Origin of the sequence: Legionella sp. (assembly GCF_965140895.1) — a bacterium.
Classification (GTDB): Bacteria; Pseudomonadota; Gammaproteobacteria; order Legionellales; family Legionellaceae; genus Legionella.
Map to the genome: position 1 here is coordinate 167398 of NZ_CBCSKT010000036.1, position 20332 is coordinate 187729.

A 20332-nucleotide genomic window follows, 5' to 3' on the forward strand; every position below is an offset into this window, starting at 1 on the left:
GGAGGTAAGATTAATTTGTTGTTTCCGATGTCTTGGGAGAAATTTCTTTCCAAGCGTCATGTATCTCCCGTAGTAATTCACATGATTTAGCTAATAATTCTTCATCATTATGCAAGTTAGCCTTTAAAAGTAATATTTCTATATGTTCGTAGATTTGGAGTAGGTTAGCCGCTATTTCGCCACCTTCTTCTTGATTTAGACAGGTTTTTAAACCGGCAATAATACCCAGCGCTTTACTTATGTGCTCGCCTTTTTCCCTGATTTGTTTGCGTTCCATGCTCCCTTGCGCTGCAGCGATATGATTCCGTGCACCTTGCAAGAGTAAGTTGATTAACTCATGAGGATCTGCTGCTTCGACCCGAGTTTTTAACTCAATGGATTTATACTGATCTGCTGCTTTTTTATATGGATTTTTCATGAATTAATACCTCTTAAGTCCGTGTGTAAGTTGACCCGCATAATCTAAAAGCTGGCCAACTGTTTTTATAGGTTTAATCTTTAACTTTTAGTTTGGGTAAATTAGCCAGAACCTGAGAAAGCATTCCGCTTGTATCTTGTAGTTTTGAGATAAGCAGATCGACAGCATTCCATCGTTTTAGATATTTCTGCTCCAGCATCTTGCTTTTATCATCAATGTGTTTTTGCTCTTTATTTAACTGATTTACGTTTTTATTTAATGTATCTGTTCGCTCTTCAAACTCGCCTTTGTCACCGACATAACCATCAAGCATCTTATCTAGCAGGACTGCAACCCCATCATTGACAATGATTTGACCACGATCACCTGTTCCACCGGCAAGCACGTTAATCGATAAAGTATTTAATTTCCCAGCTCCTGTCATGGTAACACCATCAGTAGATATTCCAGGAAGATCTCCAATACGTCCTGATAAACTCACGCCAGGAACAAAATCAGTTAAAAAAATGTCATAACTTCCCGCCGCAACTTTAGTATCCATCGAGTTAATTTGAATATTGGGATCTGTTGCAGTGATGGATTTTGCAAATAAAGCGCCAATGGCTTCAAAGTTTTCGTTGAGTGCTGTTTTGAACGTATCTTGATCTAACTCCAATGCACCACCTTTTTTGGTGGTAATCCCGATGTCTGCAAGTGATTGAAAAGGACTACCGCTTGGCGCAGTAAAACTGCTTATAAGGTGCTGCATGTTTTGCTTCAAACCTTTGATTTGGGAGTCACCTTGGAAAAATCCACTGGTTTGTGTCTCTGCGTCATATCCGATTGCACTAGCTAACAACGTCATGCATTCGTTATATTTTTTGATGAAGTCGTTAATGCATGTTGTTAGATGTTCCTGGTTGTTTGAAACCGTTAAACTAATGTTTGAACCAGTGGTAACTTCTTTTAAGTTAAGCGTAATTCCTGAAAGTACCTCTTTAAGTTGATTCGTACTTTGATTTATTGTCATGCCATTAACGAGCACAACACTATTTTGTGCTGCTAAATTTTGTGTTAGTGATGTATTACTCGTTGTTGGATCATAATTCAAGGTTGCGATATCACTAGTAATTTGCATCGCATAGTTCTCTCCTGTTTCAGAGGAGGTAAGACTTAATCGAGCACCTAAGCTATCTTGTATGATGCAGGCACTTACTCCAGCATCTGCTGTATTGATTGCATCACAAACTGCACGGAGGCTATCACTTCCTGGTGCAATGGTAATCGTTAATGGATTTACCTCTGAGTTTGCAGTAAAAGTACTTAGATCACTGCTATAGGTACCGAAATTAAAAGTAATCGTACCATCTCCTACAGAGGTAGCACTGTTTGCAAAATAAGTGCTGGAAAGGCTTTGGGATTGGGCTAGGGATTGCACTTGAACTTGGTACGTCCCCGGTTGAGCCTGAGTCGTAATTGTTGCATCAAAATATTTAGCATCGCTAATCGAGCTTTTCATTTTACTGATTTGACTCATATTAGATAAATTATTTAGCGTTGTTTGTAAATTGGCTAAAATGCTTTTAACTTGGCCAATGGCGGAAATCTCTGCACTGGCATAGGTTAATTTTTTATCATGACGGGCTTGCGCACTCGCTACGTCCGCCTTAACCATTGCATCTACCATGCCTTTAATATCGAGTCCAGATCCTATTCCAGGTGATGATAAGCCCATAATGCCCCTTATTATTATTCTTATATTGGTTTTTTATTCAAAAGCAGATCATTCATTTTAAACCCGTTTATTGACGGATCCATGAACTATTTCATCAAGTAAATTTAATAAATGCAAATATTCATCCGAAGGTATTTTTCGTAGTACTTTATCTGAAATTTTTAGGGTTACAATGCTTTGTAATAAACCAGTTACGTTGTCAATAGTTTGCTTCACGTCAGTATCTAAATTTTCTGTGGAAGTAGAACTTTTTGTCATGGGTTTAATATTTTTGTCATTAAGCTTTACTAAATCTGCTTGTAGCATTTTATTTGTTGGGGGGATTGATTCAATTGTCATTTATTAGTCCTATTCCCATAGCAACAGATATATAAGCTGTTAGGGTAATAAATAAAAATCGAAGTACAGGTTACTGTACTTCGATTTAAACTACCTACAATTAGTTTAATAATGAAAGAACAGATTGTGGCATGCTGTTTGCTTGTGCCAACATTGCAGTTCCAGCTTGTTGCAGGATTTGGTTCTTAGTTAAATTTGCCATTTCAGCTGCATAGTCAGTATCTTGGATACGGCTACGAGCAGCTTGAGTGTTATCAGAAATGTTCTCTAAATTAGCAATAGTTGCTTCAAAGCGATTTTCCATAGCACCCATAGCAGCACGGTTAGCAGTAATGCTTGCTATTGCCGAGTCAATTCTTTGGATTGCTGTTGTTGCACCAGCTTGAGTACTAATGTCCAGAGTATCAATACCGCTGGTATCAGTCATAATTGTACCGGAAGTAAATCCTAAGTCAGCAATAGTACCACCTAAGTAAATTACGTTATCACCAGTCATTGTTAATGTACCGGTTAACGCAGTACCAGATGTAAATGAACCTGCTGCTGTTAATGGAGTATCTCCAGTTTCTGTCACAGTAATATCACGGCCATCAGCAGCAGTTAAAGTAACAATACCACCCGTTGCGTCTAATGAGGATACAACACCAGTTTGTGATGATTGGCTGTTAATCAAATCATTCAGAGTAGTTGCAGTTAAAGCAGTATCATCACCGTTGAATATGGTTATGCCATTGATTTCTAAATCATAAGCACCACCAGCAAAAGTGAGGGCACCAGTAGTACCTTTAGTTTCTGCGGTAACTGATAAACCATTAACGTTTGCTGCGTTGATTGCTGCGGCTTTCGCGAATGCAGAACCAGCACCTTGACCAGTAATGCTGGTAGCGTAAAGTGCAGAAGAACCAATCGTTTTAGTTCCTGGAGTACCTGCCATACCAATTGTGATGTCAGTAGCAGTCGCTGTAGTTACGTTAGTACCAATAGCTTGTGCCAGGAAGCCTATAGAACTAGCTGAAATACTATCAATCCCAAAAGAAGTAGTTTGGTTTGCGTTAGCGCCTACTTGGAATGTAGCACTTGAGAATGCACCGTTAATAATGCTTTGACCGTTGAATTGCGTGTCGTTTGCAATATCATTTATCTGGCCAATCAACTGACTCACTTCATCTTGCAATGCCAAACGGTCAGCAGAACTGTTAGTACCGTTTGCGGCTTGCACAGACAACTCACGCATTTTTTGTAAATTGTCAATAGCTGAACCCATACCGCCTTCTGCAATATGCGCAAGAGAAATCGCATCGCTAGAGTTTTGAGCTGCTTTATTCACACCATTAATTTGAGATGTCATTCCTGTAGAAATTGCAAGACCTGCAGCGTCATCTTTTGCACTATTGATTTTTAAGCCAGATGAAAGTCTTTGAATTGCTGTAGACATTGCATCACTGCTTTTTGTTAAGTTACGCTGTGCTAATAGCGACGATACGTTGGTATTAATAACTTGAGCCATATTTATAGTCTCCTCAGACTTCATCCCTGTGTGGGATTTTCTTTCCGTTTAGTAATCAAGAATTTCATTTTTAATATGAGCTTCCCGTTCCCAAAATGTTTATCGGCCGTGATGTAAAAAACTTTAGGAAAAAAATGGAAATTTTAAAAAAAAAATAAAAAAAATGATTAATAAAATTAATATGTTGCGCTGTTACCTTTTATTTGGCCTTTGCAAAAAATATTAATGAGAATTTGTTTACTCTAATAGGGGTTTATGGTAATGAACCTAACGTTTCACAGGATCCGATTTCAGAATATTTTTTTATGTGTATAATATTAACGAAAAAAACAGTAGATTTTTCCTATAATGGAAAAAGCGGCTTTTTTTATGACTAAGATTCTATAAATAATGGGTTCCAATTTATGAGTTGGTTAAAAAAATTATTACCATCAAGAGTAAACACTGATACCTCGCAGAAAAAAGGGGTGCCTGAGGGTTTATGGCTTAAATGCTCTGGCTGTAACGAGGTTCTATACAGTACCGAATTGACCAAGAATTTAATGGTCTGCCCGTCATGTAACTTTCATCATAGAATTTCAGCACGGGTTCGTATTGGACAGTTTCTCGATGAAACAGGCCAAGAGGAAATCGCAGCCTCATTAGAACCAATTGACCGATTGAAGTTTAGAGACTCCAAAAAATATAAAGACAGAATTTCTCAAGCTCAAAAAGCTACGGGGGAAAAAGAAGCATTAATTGTTGTTAAAGGGACATTAATGCAACAGCCTGTTGTAGTAAGTGCTTTTGAGTTTAACTTTATGGGTGGCTCAATGGGGGCTACTGTGGGTGAAAAGTTTGTGCGTGCGGTTTCTGTTGCTGCAGAAGAACACCTCCCTTACATTTGTTTTACTGCCAGTGGTGGTGCGCGCATGCAAGAAGGTTTATTTTCTTTAATGCAGATGGCTAAAACCTCAGCTGCTTTGGCAAAATTTGCTGAAATAGGACTTCCTTTTATTGTGGTATTGACTGATCCTACTATGGGTGGTGTATCTGCAAGTTTTGCAAGTCTAGGGGATGTGATTATGGCAGAACCTAATGCATTAATTGGTTTTGCAGGTCCAAGAGTAATTGAGCAGACAGTGCGACAAACTTTACCAGAAGGTTTTCAACGCAGTGAGTTTCTTTTAGAGCATGGTCATATTGATATGATTGTACAACGAAAAGAAATTCGTCCAGTTGTTTCTGAATTGGTAGCTAAGTTGACTCGCAAAAATTAATCTGCGTAGATTTGGATGGCTGATCCCTGCAAGGTCGAGTGCTCACAATATTCCCGAATTACCACAGTCAAGCCGTGGTAATTCGGGAATGTGTGGGGAGTTGCATGTAAATAGCTCCAGAGCTTTTATCCTATCTAAAATTTTAGCCAGGAGTAGTTTTTGTTAACGCTTTACAACGAATGGATCCTGGCTGAGTGGCTATCTGATCTCGAAACCCGAAATGTCAACGAAATTCAATTGGGTTTAACCCGGATTCAAATCGTTGCGGAGCGATTACAATTACTAAAACCCAAGTTCAAAGTCATTACCGTTGCAGGAACTAATGGAAAAGGTTCAACCGTAACGGCCTTAGAATATATTTATCATACGGCAGGTTATAAGGTAGGGGCTTATACCTCTCCGCATCTTATTCGTTTTAATGAGCGTGTCCGTGTAGGTTTAACGCAAATAACAGACGATACCTTATGTCAGGCTTTTAGCTTAATTGAATCAGTACGTCAGAATACCGTATTAACTTATTTTGAATTTATAACACTCGCTGCATTATGGTATTTCCAGCAAGAGCAGGTGGATATTATTATCCTTGAGGTTGGCTTAGGTGGGCGTTTGGATGCAACTAATATTATTGATGCGGATCTTTCAATCATTACAACCATTGATTTAGATCATCAGGATTTTTTAGGTGATACGCTAGACGCGATTGGTTATGAAAAAGCAGGTATTCTTCGTAGTGGAAAACCATTTATTTATGCTGACGAAAATCCTCCTTCAACCATTGTCGAAGTGGCAACAGCATTACCAGTTTCCTCATATTATCTAGGTAAGGAATTTTCATTTGAAGAAAGCGAGCATAGCTGGAATGTTCATTGTGGTGAAACGCAAGTAAATGATTTACCGAAATCAGTCATACAGCTGAAATCAGCAGCCGCTGCAATTACTGCATCGATTATTTTAGCTCATAGCCTCCCTGTATCTTATGAGCATCTACAAAAGGCGATGAACAATATTTTTATTCCCGGTCGTTTGCAATTGCAGAAGGGGAGCGTTGATGTGCTCTATGATGTCTCTCATAACCCGCAATCGGCAAGATTATTAGCTAAGACTTTGCAGAACTATGATAAAAAGGCTAAAGTTCATGCTGTTTTTTCAGCGTTAAAAGATAAAGATATCCTTGGTTTAATTCTACCATTAAAGAATTATGTTGATTATTGGTATCCTGCTCAATTAGATGTTAAACGTGCCATTAGTGCTAATTTATTGCTTTCTTATTTTAAGGATGCAGAAATTTTTGTGGATATTTGTTATAATGAGCCACTTATTGCCTTTAAAACGGCATTAGATCAGGCAAAACCAGGTGATTTAATCGTTGTTTACGGGTCATTTTTTACTGTGGGTCATATAATGGCTGTCCAGTCTAATTAGGAGGTTCGATGAAACTGGTAATGGATGAGAAATTAAAACATCGCATAGTTGGTGTATCTGTAATTTTATCATTGGGAGCAATTTTTTTGCCTGCGATGATGAAAAAATCAAGCCAACATTTAGAAAGTAACCTTAGTGTTAATGTTCAATTGCCCCCTAAACCTATTGCTCCAAATGTTGCTGTTACTGATGAAGAGCAAATGTTCAAAACGATTAAAATAGCTAAGGTAAATATTAAATCGGCTGCCTCTCAAAAAGCAGATAAAGAAGATTTTATTGCTGCAGCCCCAGTTCATGAAGAACCAAGTATGCCTGTTGCCACGGTGGAGCCAATGCCAGCTGCAGTTGCAATCGAAAAGCCAATTGAACTTGCATTAAGTAATGCGGTACAAGCTACGGCACATAAAGAAGTTAAAGTAGTTCAGGCTAAAGTTGAACAGCCTATTGTTAAACCAGCACCAGTAGTTAAGCCAGTTCAGGTAGCTGCACAACAAGTTATTAAACGTAAAGTCAACGTTGTTAAACCTAAAATGCCGGCAAAACCGGTTGTGGCTCAAGTAGTTGCTAAAAAGCCTGCTGTGAAGCGCGATATCTATGCGGTGCAGCTTGCATCTTTTTCAAAGCTAGCGAATGCAGAAACTTTGGTACATAAATTGCAAGGTAAAGGATATAAAGCCAGTTATGTTCGTATAGCAGGAAGAAACGGAGCCATTTACAAAGTATATGTTGGGCATTCTCCAATTAGAGACAACGTAGTTAAATTGAAAACTCAATTGGCAAGTGCGATGCAATTAAATGGATTTGTGGTCAATACTGGAGTTAGCTAGTGATGCAATTGCAATGGATAGATTTAATTCTTATAGTGATGATTGGATTATCTACGATAACTGGATTATTTCGTGGGGTAATAAAAGAGGTAATTGCTTTAGGTATTTGGATAGTTGCCATATGGGTGGGATATAACTACTCTCAAAGTTTGACCCCCTGGTTATCACAATTTATAGGAAACCAAACAGCACGCACCGCCGCAGCGTTTATGATTATTGTTATTGGTGTGATGTTTGCTGGAGCGGTAATTAATTTTATTCTAGGTCTTATGCTTCGCCGTTCGGGTTTAAGCAGCATTGATAAGATTTTGGGAGGGTGTTTTGGTTTTGGAAGAGGGGTTTTAATGGTGTCATTAGTATTGGCTGTATTAAAAATGACTTCCTTGCCTTATCAGCCGTATACCCAAACCTCAGTGGTTTGTAACAAATTACAGCCTGTAGTGAACTGGGTTTCTGGTTATATTCCTATCGTCCTTAATCAAATGAAGTCAATGGATGCCGTGTCAGGGAATATTGGTAATATTATTGATTCCATTCCTCATCCTTAAAAAATCCAACGAAATCTGAGTAGTTAATATCGCCTGGTTGCATGCAACCAGCTTCTCTTTCTTTGTAATCCTGATACACTAGGACTAAACATTTTCTCGAGTAATGAGATAGCTATTATTTACAGGATGAATCTTAATCTATGGTTGGATTAATTAACTTTTTATCTTTTATAGCTTTATTGGGGGTTGTCCCTGTCATTACTTTATTCCTGCAATTTCTCTTAGTCGGCATTCACGGATTAAAAAATCATTACCCTCAATGTAAAAATTATACTCCCAGAGTGGCGATTATTATTCCGGTTTGGAATGAAGAAGATGTGATTGGTTTTAGTATCGATAGCTTGATGAGTTTGAATTATCCCTACGAGTGTTTACGAGTTTATGCCATAGATGATGTTAGCACCGATAAGACACCAGAAATTCTTGCCGTTAAAAGTCAAGAATACCCTGATCATGTTTTTAACGTCCGGCGCACTGAAAAAATCGATTTTGGCAAGGCGGCAGTAGTTAATCACGGTTTAAAAACCATTCTCAGCGACCCCTGGGCTGAAGCGATTATGATTATTGATGCGGATGTTATGTTCGAAAAAAATACCTTGCTGAGAATGACTCGTCATTTTGCTGATCCACATATTAGTGCGGTGACTGCCTATATCAAAGAGGGGCAAAATCCAGGTAACTTCATTAGCCGTAGTATCGGATTTGAATACATCGTTGCACAGGCTGCAACACGGCGCGCGCAGAATGTTCTTGGTGTTATGGCCTGTTTGGCTGGAGGAGCACAATTGCATACAAGGGCGAATATTGAACAGTTGGGTGGTAAGGTTGATACCTCAACTCTAGTCGAAGACACCTACACAACATTTAAAACCCAACTGAATGACAACAAAGTCCTTTTTGACGGAAATGCAATTGTGCTTGCTGAAGAGCCTGGTGATATAAGCAGTCTATGGCGACAACGCTTCCGTTGGGCTGAGGGGAATGTTCAGATTATTCGAAAATTTAAAAATATATGGTTCCGTCCCAGTACTCCTGGTGGACTCGGAGGCATTTTTTTTGGTTTGATTTGGTTTAGTACGGTTTTAATGCCTTTAATCATGATTACTACCTCCATTGCGCTTAATGTCCTCTATTTTTTAAATACCTCATTATCTTGGCAGTTCTTTCGTATTTTTTCTTTAATCAGTTTTGCGGCTTATTTATTTACTACTTTTTATAGCTTTTGTATTGATACCAAAACAGCAAAACGAGTCTGGTTTGAGGGAATTATGTTTCCAGGATTAATTTCCCTTATTAACATGTTAGTTGCCGTTTTTCCAAGCTATGCGACTTTGCTCATCCATCAGTATGGTTCCTCAGAGATAATCTATATTTATGACCATTATTTTTTGCTTTGGGCAAATAGTTGGATCTCTTTATGTATGCTTTGTGCCTGGATTGTTTATCGTTTAGATAGGGTTGGTGTTTCACAAAAAATTACCAGCCCATTACTTTTATTAGTTGGTTATGGACCCCTGCTTTGTGTTATTACCTTTGCTGCTTATCTTGTGCAGTTTTTTCATCGTGAAATGAAATGGAATAAAACCATAAAAACTGGCAAAGTAGAGCCGAGAAAAAAATCATTTGCAGTGCCTTATGATTTTCAAAAAAGCTTAGCCGCTGATCAGAAAGAAGAGAAACGTTTGTTTTATTATGAAGTGTTGATGCTTTTGATTTTAACTATTTTTTGTGTTTTACATCGATATTATGGATTATCATGAATATGACTTGGTTTAAATACAGCCTAATACTTTTTATGCTTGGCCATACTTTTTTATTAAGGGCAGAAAATGCACCCTTAGTGTGCGATGCCAATCAGGGACTCACTTTATTAAATCAGGAAAATCCTCCTTTTCCACAAATTAAAACCATACTCGCAGCTTGTGATAAAAGCATGCCCAAAGATATTCAGGTTTTACTGTTGCATGGTTTGTTGGCCAGAAGAGAGGGCATGAAAAATAGTAATTATTCAGAGGCAATTTCTTGGTTGAAACAAGCTAAAGCAACAGTAGCAGACACTAATGATATTCCCGCATTAGAATTGGCCGTCACCTATGAATGGGCGAATCAACCTGATAATGCGCAACCTATTTATGAGCACGTTTTAGCGAGAAATCCTAACTCGCGTCCTGCATTGCTGGGTTTGGCACGTACGGCAACAGCCAATAATCATTTGGAGGATGCGCTTAACATTTATAAAAAGCTATTAAGCATAAATCCTAATGATCCCGATGCGTTAAATGGAAAGGGGCGAGTTATGATGGCTTATAAAGCATATGAAGAGGCAGCGCTTTATTTTAATCAGGTTTTAACCATGCAGCCAGGCAATGTTGATGCGCAAATCGGCATGAAGCAGGTTAACCTGCTGAATGAACAAATTGCAAAACTAGATTCTGCCATAGCGCCAATATTTACCTGTGATCCTGCCCAAGGGTTAAAACTAATTAACCAATCTCCTCCACAATTATTGTTAGTACAACAAATCTTATTAAATTGTGCGCGTGAGAAAAATACTGATGTGCAAGTATTATTGTTGCAGGGATTAAATGAACGCGCACAGAAAAGATATCCTCAGGCTATTGAATGGTTAAAAAAAGCCAAGAATGTTGCTCCAGCAGATAACCCTGTGCCAGCACTGGAGTTGGCTGTAACTTATGAATGGTCACATTTTGATTTAACAGCAAAGAATATCTATGAGACACTTTTGGCTAGCCATCCTGATTTGCGTACTGCCTTGCTCGGTAAAGCGCGTATTGATTTATGGCAAAAAAATAGTGCTGAGGCCCAACGCATTTATACCGGCTTACTACAAAAAAATCCTAAGGATGTTGATGCCTTAAACGGTTTAGCCCGTATTCACATGATCGGAAAAAATTATGTTCAAGCCAAACATTATTTTGATTGGGTCTTGAATCTGGAGCCGGGAAATGTTGATGCTAAAATCGGTTTAGAACAACTTAACTCCAGCAAAGTTGTAAGTCAACCCTTGCAAAAAATGCTCCCAGCAAAGCGTTCTCCTTGCAATACAACTGCAGGATTACTTTTGGCCAATGCCAAAAACCCTCGCCTGAACGAAGTGCAGCGCATTTTGAATTATTGTGATCAATTAAAGCATCGTGATGCTCAAGTCTATTTATTGCATGGCTTATTAGCTCGTTCACAAAAGAACTACTCTGAGGCTATACGCTGGCTTCAACGTGCTAAAGATGCTGCACCTGGTAGTGATCCCGTGCCAGCCCAAGAATTAGCATTAACTTATGAATGGTCTTTGCAATTAAAAAAGGCACAAGCTGAATATCAAGAATTATTGGCTAAGAATCCCAAATCCCGTCCTGCCTTATTAGGAGCGGGGCGCGTTGAAACAGCACAATACCATATCCACATTGCGAATCTTATTTATAGTCAATTGTTGGTCACAAATCCTAACGATGTAGATGCGTTAAATGCGATGGGGCGCTTACAAATGACTAATAGAAAATTCAAACAGTCACGAGCATATTTTAATAAGGCCTTGCAACTTAGCCCCAAAAATAGCGATTCATTATTAGGATTAGAGCAACTGAATAATTCCACGCGTTATATGGCCAGTTTTAATCAAGGACAATATCGGGTACTCGACAAACAATCAAATAGCAGTGTGCTTTATGGGTATAGTGATATTAATGCTACAGATAGAATTATTGGTATTGCAACCCATAACAGCCAACAATTAAATTTGGATCTGACTGTTGAACCAACTATCTTGCCGAATAACAGCATTTTTCTTGCCTACCAACGCCAACTCCCAGGCAAATATGGTTGGGGTGTCAGTTATGATTTCCGACAGCATAATAATTTGCCTATAGAGTCCCGAGTTGGTGGTACAGGCAATCTTTATTTACTTAATTCCTTAAAATTGTTTGGTGGTTTTTGGGCTGGGTTCCCTTCGCCATGGAATAACCAACTTTATTTTTCCGGCCTGACCTATGATACCCCGCTTCCTTTCAATATTAGCGCTACAGGTTTTTGGGGAAATCAACAAATAGGGGGACAAAACACAACCTATTCCCTTGATTTAAGCAAAGAATTTGCAAACACTGCTTTTTATAATGTGGGAGCTTCTTATAATACAACGCAAAAATTTTGGGGTTATCATGGACGTTTTATTTTCCCTACGTTTAAACATCAGGCGATAGAGGGAGCTGTAGAACATTATGAATTTAATAATATAACCATTTTTTCAGCGGGTTGGCGTATATATTGGGCTTGATGATCTGGGTTGCGTTAATGAGCTAAACTGAAGATAACGCTGTCACGTACAAGGAAAAAATAATGAAAATTTTATTAACAGGAGCTGGTGGTGCGGCAGCAGTTAGTGTTTGGAAAAGTCTTAGCCATGAGCATGAGATTTTCATGGCTGATATTGATCCCTGTGCGGCGGGTTTATATTTGGTTCCTCCGGCACGAAGATTGATTATTCCTCCTGGTAATTCACCACAATTTTCATCTATATTGCTTCAGGAATGTCAAAAACATCAAATCGAATTGCTTATTCCTACAGTTGATTGTGAGTTGAGCCATTTGGCGTTACAGGCAAAGCAGTTTGCCGAGTATGGCATCAAGATGCCGCTTAGTTCAGTGGAGGCATTAGAATGTTGTCGTGACAAATATTCTTTGTTAACTTTTTGCCAAAATACAGGTCATACTCCCGAATTTAATTTGTTTACATCGACGCTTGATGTAGCTCAATTGCAATTTCCTTGTTTTGCTAAACCACGTCGTGGCGCAGGCTCTAATGGTACTATGATTATTAATGGTGTCGAAGATCTTAAAATGTTACCTGATGATGGCAGTTATCTGATTCAGGAACTGCTTCCTGGAGATGAGTATTCGGTTGATGTCTATATTCACAGTACGGGCCATCCAATAGCCGCTGTGCCTCGTTTACGCATGAAAATTGATTCTGGGATTGCGGTTGCAGCACAAACCTGCATTAATCCTCAATTATCCATGATGGCTATTGAGATTGCCAAAAGGGCGGGAATTACTTATGTTGCTAATGTGCAATTTAAAGCTGATGCAAAGGGGGATTTTAAGCTATTAGAAATTAATCCTCGTTTTCCTGGCACTTTACCATTAACGGCTGCAGCAGGAATTGATATCCCTAAGCTGTTAATTGACGATTTGTTAAATAAACCGTTTGCCTCCGATTTATTACCATTTAAAGAGTTAATGGTCGTTCGCTATTGGACGGAACATTTTTTTGCTCCTGATGAATGGAACGCATTATGCTCGCTTTAAAAAACAGAGTGGGATTAATGTAAAGATAGGGATATTTACTTAAAAAGCTGACTTATATATTTTCTCCTCTATACTTACCTATAAATACTGCTTAAAATTTTTAATAATTGGGTATATTATGGAAAAACCACGTTATAAAATTTTACTTATCGAGCCCAATCTTAAGGTGGCCCGTAGCATTTTAAATTGGTTGCAAGACAAAGCGGAAGTAACTCATGCATCCGATATTGATGACTGTAAAAAGCAAGTTGCGATTGCTGGCTGGGATCTCGTCATTACCGACATGAATTTACCAGACATGGATGATTTAGATATTACCATTATGGTAAAGAATGCAAATCCTGAAACTTCATTGCTTATTGTTACCGAAGACAAAAAGGTGGACTTTATTATTTCCGCCATGCAACATCATGCCGATGGTTTATTTTTTAAACCTCTACAAGAAAAAGAATTTGTTTCCAAGGCCTTAACCTTAGCAGAAGAGTCGAGAAACAGACGTTTTAAAGACAAAAAAATAGTGTTGGCAATAGGGGCCCATCCTGATGATGTTGAGTTTGGTTGCGCTGGAGCTCTAGCAAAGCATCGTGCTGATGGAGATTCGCTTAACATTCTCACTTTAAGTATGGGGGAAGTAGGCGGGGATTCATCGATTAGAATGCGAGAGTCGCAGAAAGCAGCGGAAATGCAAAATGCACAACTATTTATGGGAAATTTCATTGATACCGATATTAATCATTCAGCGACTACTATTCAATTTATTGAAAAGATAGTGCAAGAAGTGCAACCTACTCATATTTATACACATTCGTTCCACGATAGCCATCAGGATCATCGCAGTACACATCAAGCAACCATCACTGCATGCAGAAAAATCCCTAATTTATATTGTTACTTATCTCCGTCTAGTACCGTAGATTTTAAACCCAATGTATTTATTAATATTGATAAATTTATCGAGGTTAAATTACTGGTCCTTAGCCTTTTTTCAAGCCAATACAGCATTCGTCCATATCTTGAACCGGATTTGATCAAAGCAATAGCACGATACTGGGGACGTTTTAGTAATTATAATTTGGTTGAGCCAATGGAGGTCATTAAAGGTCATTCATGATTTACAAGTGTTCGACTTGATATAATCCTTCATTCTTAATGTATCGATAGACTTCTTTGGGGATTTCAAATCCTACATCCCTGCCGTGTTTAATCTCTTCGCGAATCATCGTCGATGAAATCTCATAATGGCCAGCATCAAACATAAAAACAGCGGAAGCCTTGCTATTTAATAAGACCTCCTTTTTCTTACATTGATAATTCACTAAGAATTGTTGCATGAGTTCGGGGATTTGATGTTGAACAAACTTATTACGATTGATCACCAGAATATTCGCTAAAGTAATCAGCTTTTCCCATTGATGCCATTTAGGTAATGAAATAAATGCATCGTAGCCAATAATTAACGTAATTGACGCGCTTGGATAATCGCGTCTAAAGCTTTGTAGCGTCTCAACCATATAGGAGGGGGTATCGCGTTGGATTTCGCGTAAATCTAATTTAAATTGAGGGTAGGCCTTTATGGCTAACTCGATCATTTTGATGCGTTGCTCATTAGAGGCAAAGGCTGCAGGCTTTATTGTTGGAACTTTACAGGGTAAAAAAAAATAAGAATCAAATTTAACCGAGGATTGAATGCTTAAACTTGTTTGCAAATGTCCATTATGAATTGGGTCAAAGGTGCCGCCAAAAATTGCTATATGTTCCATGTGTCACCTATTAATTTCCCAAGACATAATGACAAAGCAAGATTTTCCAGTGCATTCCATATTTGGCTGCTAAAGCTTGATTTAATGCGTTCATCGAGTTGGTTGCAATATTGGTGTAGTAGTTGGAGTTCATTTCTATTTAAGCGTTTGCTAGCGGTTTGATAATGGTTAAAACGCTGAGGCCATATTTTTAATTGGCTACATGCCGTTTTCATATCTACTTGTTGTTGCAATAAATGAGATAGCTGAAGTAAAAGTCTTACTTCTTGAGTGAGCATCCACAATACTAAAGTTGCTTCTGTTTTATTATTTGCTGCGTGCCTTAAAATGGGAATGGCTTGCGCAGCATGTCCTAATAAGCAGGCCTCTGTTAATTCAAACAAATTATGATCACATTGATCGGATAACTGTTCTTGTGCTTGTTGGGCACTAATCTTATCATTGGGGGCATAAGTTAAAACCAGTTTCTCAATGACTTGCGAGCAAGCAAGCATATTACCTTGCGTATAATGATGAATTACTTCAGGTACTAGTGGGTCGAAAGTAAACGCATTAGCCCTCAGTTGCGCTGCAATCCATCCCTTCATATTTGCTGGATTTAGTGCGTAGGCAACTGAAAGAACGGCTTGTTCATGGGAGGCAAACCATTGTAATTGCTTTGCCGGTATATTAGGTGCACGAATGATAATAAAGCAGCGTGTATTAATTGAGTTTAGATAAGTGGTAATAATTTTTTTTCCGTTTGCATCCAGTGATTTTTTATCAAAGTAAATATTCAACAAGATGGCATCGGAAAATAAAGAATAGCTATTTGCTTCTTCAAGAACATTATTCCAATCATCTGCAGATTGAATGGCTATGATTTTTTCATCACACTCATAATCTTTTTTAAGGGCAGTTTTTATCGTGCGTAAGGACTCATCAAGAAGATATGTATCTTGACCAATCAGTATGTAGAAGGGGGCAATTTTTTTTTGTACCTGCTGGGCAAGCATTTGCTGTTTAATTTGCATGGTATTTCATTAGTTAATTAACAGGCTGAATTCCATTGATATTTACTTCTACATCACGATGACTGAGTTGGTTAAGCAGTTGAACGGCTGCATCTTGCTTCATTTCGCTTATTAATATGGCCTCTTCATCGGTGGAACCAAGAATACGATTATTGTTTATGGTAATTTGACGTGTAACTTGAACTATTTTTGGTATTTTTATTATTTTTCCCTTACGGGTTTGCAGCATAAACTCAATGAGGAAAGTTACCATATACTGTCTGGGGTTGGTACTTGCGCCCACACTCACAATTTGACGAGAAATAAGTTCACGGTTGATGATTAACCAGTATTTAGCTAGAGCTGGCTCTGATTCCACATGAATATTATAACCTTCTATTTGAGCTTGAAGTATGGAAATAAGCTCTTTATCCGGTTCTTTGGTAATAATTGCTATATCATTGAGCCAGGTAGGGAGATTCATCATTCCACGCAAATGAAAGCCACATGCACAGAGCATGAGGCTAAGTATCAGTGGTATGAACAGTTTTTTCATTAGGCAACGACCAGATTAATCAATTGTCGGTGTGCTACTACAATGGCTTTTTTAACAGGTTTACCCACGATAAAATCATGAGCATGTTCTTTTGCTATTTCGATTAAAACATCTTCAGCGGTATCAACATTTGCTGTAAATTGTGCTCTTAGTTTTCCATTAACCTGAACCACAAAATCAACTTCTTCCGTCTTTAATGCGCTTTTATCAACTCTAGGCCAATTGGCATCAATAATCGCTTTTTCAAAGCCTAGTTGCTGCCATAAATGATGCGCAATATGAGGGGTGATAGGAGCTAGCAAACGTAACAAAATACTCATGCAGGAGTGAATAAAGAATTTATCTTCTTCAGTTTCCATAGAGTATGCTGAAATTTCATTAAATAGCTTCATGCAGCCAGAAACAACGGTGTTAAATTGGTTCCGATCATAGTCATGAGTTGCTTGAGCAAGAATTTGGTGCACCACATGCCGTGATTTTTTCAAACGGCTATCCGCTTGTTGCCAGTTTACATGTCCGTTGCCACTAAGAATAATGTCATTAATCTCGGTAAACATATTGATATGTTGGTAAGCATAAGCCCAAACACGCTTTAGGAAACGATGAGCTCCTTCAACCCCTGCATCAGACCATTCGAGTGATTGCTCTGGAGGAGAGGCGAACATCACAAATAAACGCGCTGTATCGGCACCATAAGTGTCAATAAGTTGATTTGGGTCAACAATATTACCAACCGACTTCGACATTTTATGGCCGTCTTTTAATACCATACCTTGAGTCAATAAGGCTTTAAATGGTTCGTCCGAATTCACTAAGCCTTCATCGCGCATCAGTTTATGGAAAAAGCGAGCATAAAGTAAATGCATTACCGCATGTTCTATTCCACCAACATATTGGTCTACAGGAGTCCAATATTTGGCACGATCATCTAACATGGCATTTTCTTGGCCCTTACATGCAAAACGTGCGTAATACCAAGATGACTCAACAAAAGTGTCAAAGGTATCTGTTTCACGCGTAGCATCCTGTCCACATTTGGGGCAGGGGACATTTACAAATTCTGGGCACTGGGCTAAAGGTGAGCCTGCGCCAGTAAATGATACATTTTCTGGTAAGACTACAGGTAGATCAGTATCTGGAACCGGAACCGTACCACATTGTTCACAAAGGATCATTGGTATTGGTGTACCCCAGTATCTTTGTCTGGAAACACCCCAATCGCGCAAACGGTAATTAATGGTTGCTTTACCTGCATCATTGTCTTCAAGGAAGCTGGTAATACTCGAAATTGCTGTAGTTGAATCTAGTCCATCAAATTGGCCGGAGTTAATTAATGTACCTTCGCCGGTGTATGCTGATTTTGTAAAATCATGCACTACATTGTCAGCAGGCTTAATTACTTGTTTGATCGCTAAGTTATATTTTTGTGCAAATTCCCAATCTCTTTGATCATGAGCAGGAACTGACATTACCGCGCCAGAGCCATATTGCATTAATACGAAATTGGCGACCCAAATCGGGAGCTCTTCACCGGTAATTGGATGAATTGCAGTCATACCTGTTGCAATTCCACATTTTTCCATGGTTGCAAGTTCGGCTTCGGCCATTTTAGTACCCTGGCAGCTGGTAATAAAGTCGGCTATTTCTTGGCTATGTGTTGCTGCTTCTTTCGCAATAGGGTGATCGCTGGCAACTGCAAGATAGGTTGCACCCATTAATGTATCGGGGCGGGTAGTATAGATTTTCAAACGTTTAGTATAATTATTTACGTTGAAATGGATTTCTGTTCCTGTGGAACGACCAATCCAATTACGCTGCATTTGTTTAACTTGAGCTGGCCACTCATCTAAGGTATCCAATGAACTTAGTAATTCATCGGCATAAGCGGTGATTTTAATAAACCACTGCGAAATTTCTTTGCGTTCAACTAAGGCACCAGAACGCCAACCACGACCATCAACTACTTGTTCATTTGCAAGTACTGTTTGGTCCACAGGGTCCCAGTTAACAACAGCATTTTTTTTGTAAACTAAACCTTTTTCAAATAAGCGAATAAAAAACCATTGTTCCCAACGATAGTATTCAGGAGCACAGGTGCAAATTTCACGACGCCAATCATAGGCATTACCTAAGCGTAAAAATTGCTTTTTCATCGATTCTATATTTTGTTTAGTCCATTCCGCAGGATGAATGCCATTTTTTATCGCAGCATTTTCGGCAGGTAGACCAAAAGCGTCCCAACCAATTGGTTGTAGTACGTTTTTGCCTAAGGCCCGTTGATAACGTGCAATCACATCACCAATGGTGTAATTGCGAACGTGCCCCATGTGTAATGTTCCACTGGGATATGGAAACATGGATAAACAATAAAATTTCTCTTTGTTTAAATCTTCAGAAACATTGAAAGACTGTTTTTTATGCCAATACTGTTGAGCTTGTTCCTCAACTTCTTGTGGTATATAGGTATTATCCATGGCTCAATATTATTTTGTAGTAACTTTAAGATCGCTAAGGATAACTCCTCTTGTGCTTGCCAGCAATAGAAAATCGGGCTGTGGCATGCATAAAAATTTCTTGACATTTTCTGGGCATCACGTTAGGAAAGGCTACAATACGTTATCCTGAGGGGGGTACAACGAAGGAACATTCCCCGAATGAGGCAACGGGCCGTAGCCCATATTAGCACAGCGTAATACGGGACTTTGGGGCACAACCTCCCGTATTACGACTTCGCCTAATACGGGCCACAATCATGCCTTCCGCCGCAACCATACTAGCAATGTAAACGATAAAAACAGCGCACAAAAAATAAATGCAGGCATTTCACTCCACCTAATCCAAGGGGTTATGCCTTCAGCGGGATAAACACTTCCTTGTAAAATTCCAGCACTAAAAGGTGGAAGCATTTCAGTTATATCGCCATTGGAATTAATCACCGAAGACAGCCCATCATTATTTACGACGACTTGATATCGACCTGTAAGAATCGACAATATCTGGGCCATTTGCAGCTGCTGATAGCTGGCAAACGAATGTCCAAACCAGCCATTATCGCTGATGGAAACAATCCATTGCGCTTCGGGCATTTGCATTCTCAGAAGATAAGGATACGCAATTTCATAACAAATAAGGCTAGCTATTGGATGATTTGCCACCTTAATTAATGACTGATGAATTTTTCCAGGTACTAGATTGGCATCCGGTAAATTAAACCAACGATTAATGGTTTGTAAGGGCTTGGGAATATATTCTCCAAAAGGAACCAGTTGCCTCTTTAACACTGTTCCTTTTCCGGTGCCAAGAGTAATGACCGAATTATAGTAATTAGCTTCACTATCATTTGTTGGCTGTAATATGCCTAGCATAAGGGCGCTATTTGCTTTTATGGCTTTGTCATTGAGCTTATGTAAATATTTATCTAAATAACTAGCGGGCAAGGGCAGTGCAGATTCGGGTAAAATAATTAACTGCTTACCTAATAACTTATTAATCGCCTGTTCATAGTGTTTTAACATATTCCAAAATAGTGTTTCATCCCATTTGTCACGCATGGATAAATTCGCTTGGACTCCACCAATCGTAATAGGGTCTTTTTGCACCTGAGTCCAGTTCACATTTTTGAATGCAAAAGGGCTAAGCATCAGGATGATAAAAACCATCACATAGACATT

At 38.8% G+C, this 20332-nt stretch carries 17 protein-coding genes; 8 read left to right on the top strand and 9 right to left on the bottom strand.

All coding sequences use genetic code 11. The features are described from left to right. Window positions 1-10: 10 nt before the first annotated feature. From fliS to ACQY7T_RS05135, 4 genes are all read right to left on the bottom strand, one after another. Window positions 11-418, bottom strand: a complete 408-nt coding sequence (gene fliS / locus ACQY7T_RS05120) for a flagellar export chaperone FliS (protein ID WP_428411679.1) — start codon at window positions 416-418, stop codon at window positions 11-13. A 73-nt stretch (window positions 419-491) separates the two neighbouring features. Next, a complete protein-coding gene (gene fliD / locus ACQY7T_RS05125) occupies window positions 492-2132 on the bottom strand; it encodes a flagellar filament capping protein FliD (protein ID WP_428411681.1) in 1641 nt (546 codons plus the stop codon). A gap of 57 nt (window positions 2133-2189) precedes the next feature. After that, entirely contained in the window at window positions 2190-2471 is a 282-nt protein-coding gene (locus ACQY7T_RS05130) for a hypothetical protein (protein WP_428411683.1), read from the bottom strand. A 100-nt stretch (window positions 2472-2571) separates the two neighbouring features. Continuing rightward, window positions 2572-3978, bottom strand: coding sequence for a flagellin (locus tag ACQY7T_RS05135; RefSeq protein WP_428411685.1), 1407 nt, complete (start codon window positions 3976-3978; stop codon window positions 2572-2574). A gap of 404 nt (window positions 3979-4382) precedes the next feature. Here ACQY7T_RS05135 and accD point away from each other — a divergent pair, with 404 nt between their 5' ends. The 8 genes from accD to ACQY7T_RS05175 all read left to right on the top strand — a co-directional run bounded on the left by accD (window position 4383) and on the right by ACQY7T_RS05175 (window position 14464). Then, window positions 4383-5237, top strand: a complete 855-nt coding sequence (gene accD, locus ACQY7T_RS05140; protein WP_428411687.1) for an acetyl-CoA carboxylase, carboxyltransferase subunit beta — start codon at window positions 4383-4385, stop codon at window positions 5235-5237. A 159-nt stretch (window positions 5238-5396) separates the two neighbouring features. Beyond that, on the top strand, window positions 5397-6659 hold the full coding sequence (folC, locus tag ACQY7T_RS05145; RefSeq protein WP_428411689.1) for a bifunctional tetrahydrofolate synthase/dihydrofolate synthase: 1263 nt from the start codon (window positions 5397-5399) through the stop codon (window positions 6657-6659). Window positions 6660-6667: 8 nt separating this feature from the next. Continuing rightward, on the top strand, window positions 6668-7486 hold the full coding sequence (locus ACQY7T_RS05150; protein WP_428411691.1) for an SPOR domain-containing protein: 819 nt from the start codon (window positions 6668-6670) through the stop codon (window positions 7484-7486). 2 nt (window positions 7487-7488) lie between these two features. Next, window positions 7489-8034 (top strand): CvpA family protein, encoded by a 546-nt coding sequence (locus ACQY7T_RS05155; protein WP_428411727.1) that lies wholly within the window; start codon window positions 7489-7491, stop codon window positions 8032-8034. 140 nt (window positions 8035-8174) lie between these two features. Then, window positions 8175-9794 (top strand): glycosyltransferase, encoded by a 1620-nt coding sequence (locus ACQY7T_RS05160; protein WP_428411693.1) that lies wholly within the window; start codon window positions 8175-8177, stop codon window positions 9792-9794. Next, on the top strand, window positions 9791-12322 hold the full coding sequence (locus tag ACQY7T_RS05165; RefSeq protein ID WP_428411695.1) for a tetratricopeptide repeat protein: 2532 nt from the start codon (window positions 9791-9793) through the stop codon (window positions 12320-12322). Before ACQY7T_RS05160 ends, ACQY7T_RS05165 begins: the two co-directional genes overlap by 4 nt. 62 nt (window positions 12323-12384) lie before the next feature. After that, entirely contained in the window at window positions 12385-13353 is a 969-nt protein-coding gene (locus ACQY7T_RS05170; RefSeq protein WP_428411697.1) for an ATP-grasp domain-containing protein, read from the top strand. A gap of 118 nt (window positions 13354-13471) precedes the next feature. Next, window positions 13472-14464: a PIG-L family deacetylase gene (locus ACQY7T_RS05175; RefSeq protein ID WP_428411699.1), complete on the top strand. Its 993-nt coding sequence runs from the start codon at window positions 13472-13474 to the stop codon at window positions 14462-14464. Window position 14465: 1 nt separating this feature from the next. Here ACQY7T_RS05175 and nadD read toward each other — a convergent pair whose 3' ends face one another. The 5 genes from nadD to lnt all read right to left on the bottom strand — a co-directional run. Next, window positions 14466-15113, bottom strand: a complete 648-nt coding sequence (gene nadD / locus ACQY7T_RS05180) for a nicotinate-nucleotide adenylyltransferase (RefSeq protein ID WP_428411701.1) — start codon at window positions 15111-15113, stop codon at window positions 14466-14468. Next, window positions 15101-16126 (bottom strand): DNA polymerase III subunit delta, encoded by a 1026-nt coding sequence (holA, locus tag ACQY7T_RS05185; protein ID WP_428411703.1) that lies wholly within the window; start codon window positions 16124-16126, stop codon window positions 15101-15103. Before holA ends, nadD begins: the two co-directional genes overlap by 13 nt. A gap of 13 nt (window positions 16127-16139) precedes the next feature. Next, window positions 16140-16661: an LPS assembly lipoprotein LptE gene (gene lptE, locus ACQY7T_RS05190; RefSeq protein WP_428411705.1), complete on the bottom strand. Its 522-nt coding sequence runs from the start codon at window positions 16659-16661 to the stop codon at window positions 16140-16142. Beyond that, window positions 16661-19135, bottom strand: coding sequence for a leucine--tRNA ligase (gene leuS, locus ACQY7T_RS05195; protein ID WP_428411707.1), 2475 nt, complete (start codon window positions 19133-19135; stop codon window positions 16661-16663). Before leuS ends, lptE begins: the two co-directional genes overlap by 1 nt. 276 nt (window positions 19136-19411) lie before the next feature. Further along, a partial coding sequence (gene lnt / locus ACQY7T_RS05200) for an apolipoprotein N-acyltransferase (RefSeq protein ID WP_428411709.1) occupies window positions 19412-20332 on the bottom strand: 921 nt, incomplete at its 5' end.

Excerpts from the sequence above, each read along its gene's own strand:
- ACQY7T_RS05150 (WP_428411691.1), top strand. The coding sequence starts at position 6,668 with ATGAAACTGGTAATGGATGAGAAATTAAAACATCGCATAGTTGGTGTA.
- accD (WP_428411687.1), top strand. The coding sequence starts at position 4,383 with ATGAGTTGGTTAAAAAAATTATTACCATCAAGAGTAAACACTGATACC.
- fliD (WP_428411681.1), bottom strand. The coding sequence starts at position 2,132 with ATGGGCTTATCATCACCTGGAATAGGATCTGGACTCGATATTAAAGGC.
- ACQY7T_RS05135 (WP_428411685.1), bottom strand. The coding sequence starts at position 3,978 with ATGGCTCAAGTTATTAATACCAACGTATCGTCGCTATTAGCACAGCGT.
- ACQY7T_RS05165 (WP_428411695.1), top strand. The coding sequence starts at position 9,791 with ATGAATATGACTTGGTTTAAATACAGCCTAATACTTTTTATGCTTGGC.
- nadD (WP_428411701.1), bottom strand. The coding sequence starts at position 15,113 with ATGGAACATATAGCAATTTTTGGCGGCACCTTTGACCCAATTCATAAT.
- ACQY7T_RS05130 (WP_428411683.1), bottom strand. The coding sequence starts at position 2,471 with ATGACAATTGAATCAATCCCCCCAACAAATAAAATGCTACAAGCAGAT.
- ACQY7T_RS05155 (WP_428411727.1), top strand. The coding sequence starts at position 7,489 with ATGCAATTGCAATGGATAGATTTAATTCTTATAGTGATGATTGGATTA.
- ACQY7T_RS05175 (WP_428411699.1), top strand. The coding sequence starts at position 13,472 with ATGGAAAAACCACGTTATAAAATTTTACTTATCGAGCCCAATCTTAAG.
- ACQY7T_RS05170 (WP_428411697.1), top strand. The coding sequence starts at position 12,385 with ATGAAAATTTTATTAACAGGAGCTGGTGGTGCGGCAGCAGTTAGTGTT.
- holA (WP_428411703.1), bottom strand. The coding sequence starts at position 16,126 with ATGCAAATTAAACAGCAAATGCTTGCCCAGCAGGTACAAAAAAAAATT.
- fliS (WP_428411679.1), bottom strand. The coding sequence starts at position 418 with ATGAAAAATCCATATAAAAAAGCAGCAGATCAGTATAAATCCATTGAG.
- lptE (WP_428411705.1), bottom strand. The coding sequence starts at position 16,661 with ATGAAAAAACTGTTCATACCACTGATACTTAGCCTCATGCTCTGTGCA.
- leuS (WP_428411707.1), bottom strand. The coding sequence starts at position 19,135 with ATGGATAATACCTATATACCACAAGAAGTTGAGGAACAAGCTCAACAG.
- ACQY7T_RS05160 (WP_428411693.1), top strand. The coding sequence starts at position 8,175 with ATGGTTGGATTAATTAACTTTTTATCTTTTATAGCTTTATTGGGGGTT.